The sequence below is a fragment of the Aminobacter sp. P4_H6_2 genome (genome assembly GCF_056400805.1).
Genome location: NZ_JBFUKO010000759.1, coordinates 1 through 2,338 on the forward strand (window position 1 = coordinate 1; position 2,338 = coordinate 2,338).

General features: G+C 59.9%; 2 protein-coding genes. Both read left to right on the forward strand.

Going from position 1 to position 2,338, the window contains the following annotated elements; all coding sequences use genetic code 11:
- Window positions 1-374: 374 nt before the first annotated feature.
- Complete coding sequence (locus AC1DUU_RS29740) at window positions 375-1,598, forward strand: acyl-CoA dehydrogenase family protein (protein ID WP_476786910.1); 1,224 nt, start codon at window positions 375-377, stop codon at window positions 1,596-1,598.
- A gap of 163 nt (window positions 1,599-1,761) precedes the next feature.
- On the forward strand, window positions 1,762-2,338 hold a 577-nt coding region (locus AC1DUU_RS29745; RefSeq protein ID WP_476786911.1), incomplete at its 3' end, for a GAF domain-containing protein.

The following is a 2,338-nucleotide window of genomic DNA, read 5'->3' on the forward strand; positions in this document are numbered from 1 at the left end:
GGCGGCCAGCCCATCGCCAGCGTCCACCAGGTCGAATATCTCGACGGAAAAGCCATGGCGTTGGCGGATTTTTTCGGAAACGGCTTCGACAAGCGCACGTGTTTTCGACGGCCTCTGCGCATTGCCGCAGAAGCCGATGACTTTGACACYGGTCATCCAGATATCACTCCCGTATGGAACCACTAGATCTTCATCGACCTGTTCGGCGGTTCGCCAACTCCCACAAGCGTTCAGTTTCCGAATGGCGTGCTTCTCCGGCAAGCCCCCCAGTTGAGGGGGTTGCTGACGCGTCGCCCGATTGGAACAGTGCCGGGAGAAAGCGCCGGCTGGTACGACCGGCAAGGCGCTGACAAGCAAGGGTGGAGCCTGTGAACATGTCAGTCGTCGAGTTCAAGAAAACCGGAAATCCGTCGCTGGCCGAGATGGCCGCGCGTGTCGAATCCATACTGCCGGCGATCGAGGCGGCTGCAGAAGAGAGCGAGCAGCTGAACAGGTTGTCCGATGCGACATTCATGCTTCTGCGTGATGCAGGTCTCTACAGTATGATGATGCCAAAGGAGGTTGGCGGCGCTGAACTGTCTCATGTTGACGCGATGCGGCTCGGCGAACGCGTGGCATGGGCGCATGGTTCTGCTGGCTGGTGCGTGATCGTGAACAACGCGGTCGGCGGTGTGATGTCGCTGTTTGTCTCCGAAAAGGGTGCCGCTGATATTTTCGCCGAGGGTCCCAATGTCATGGTTGCCGGAAACGGTGTGCCGCGCGGCTATGCGCGGCCGGTCGAAGGCGGCTACATGATCCGCGGTAACTGGGCCTATGGCAGCGGCATTCATCATGCAGCCTGGATCCATTCCGGTTGTTTCGTTACCGAGGCGGACGGCAAGACCATGGTTAAGCAATCCAATGGTCAGCCGGAAATCGTCATCACCCATCACCCGCGCGAGACCATCGAGCTTAAGGGCAATTGGGACGTACTCGGKCTGCGCGCCACAGGCAGTTTTGACTACACGCTCAAGGATGCTGACGAACTCTTTGTGCCCAATCACCTCTGTTATGGCTTCAACGAGGGTGATGCCAAGCGAGGCGGTCCGCAGGGTAGCCTCGGTCTGGTCGGCTATACGGCCTGGGGTCACACGACCTGGGCGCTTGGCGTCGGGCGGCGCATGCTCGACGAGCTTGCCAAACTGGCTGCGGTTCGCGTCGACGCGTTTGGCAAGATGAATGAGAGCGCAAGTTTCAAATATGAATTCGCTCGCGCCGAGGCGTGCTTCCGCTCAGCACGTGCCTTTGCCTATCAGGCCTGGACAAGCATGGCCGAAACCTTCGATGCCAGCCGTGACGCCTCTGTCGAGCAGATCGCCGATGTGAAGCTTGCGATGCGTCATGTCCATGACGTCATCTCCGATGTCGGCACCTTCGCCCATCGCGCGGCGCGCGGCGCTTCACTTCACAACGGAACGATGCAGCGCTTTTACCGCGATATCCATTCGGGCACCCAGCACATCCTGATGGCCGACGAGATCGTCCAGGAATGCGGGCGCGTCTATCTCGGCGCGGTCAAAGCCGATGCAAAATGGGGCGTCTTTGGTGTGGATGGCTAGATAGTGGCGTAACGGCAGGCTTCGCCGCCATAGTCAGCTTGATTTTTGCCGGGGTTGCTGGAAACTCCGTCTCGGCAGAAACGCTCGCTTACTGGCGGAGCCTTTGCCACACTTCCTGACAAGCTCGAACAATGAGCAGCAGGGCTGAGAGGAGGAGAACTTGATGCCGGTTACGTCGGTTGCACGATCGAAGTATTCGACGGGGGAGGTCGGCCATGCCGCGCTGGCCGTTGCCGCAAGCCGTTCACTCGAAGCTCTTGGCGAGTCATGCCACCGCGAAATCGGCAAGCTGATGGGATCGCCCACGGTCGGGCTTTACCTGTTGGATGATCACAAGCCGAGCCTGTTCTACAGCAAGCAGGCGCCTGAGGGCTTCATCCGGGAGTACAGCGATGAGTTCGATAAATACGATCCGCTGCTCGCTTACATCTTTGAGAAAGGCCGGCCTGTCGACGGATCGACGGTGGTCGGCTCATCTGGCTGGCAGCACTGCAACAATTTCCAGCTGCTGAGGCGCTGGGGCTTCAAGCACTGTATGGCCGGGCCGCTTCTGGTCGAGGATCGTGTGGTTGGCGTCGTCTACACCGCCATTGGCGGCGAGACAGGCCCCTTTCGTGCTCAGGCGGTCGACAGCATGGACATTCTCTGCCGGGCAGGTTCGCTCGCCCTCGCTACCATGGTGGAAACCGGCCGGCTCGACGGTGCGCCGATCGGCTGGATATCGCAGTCCAGCCTAGCGT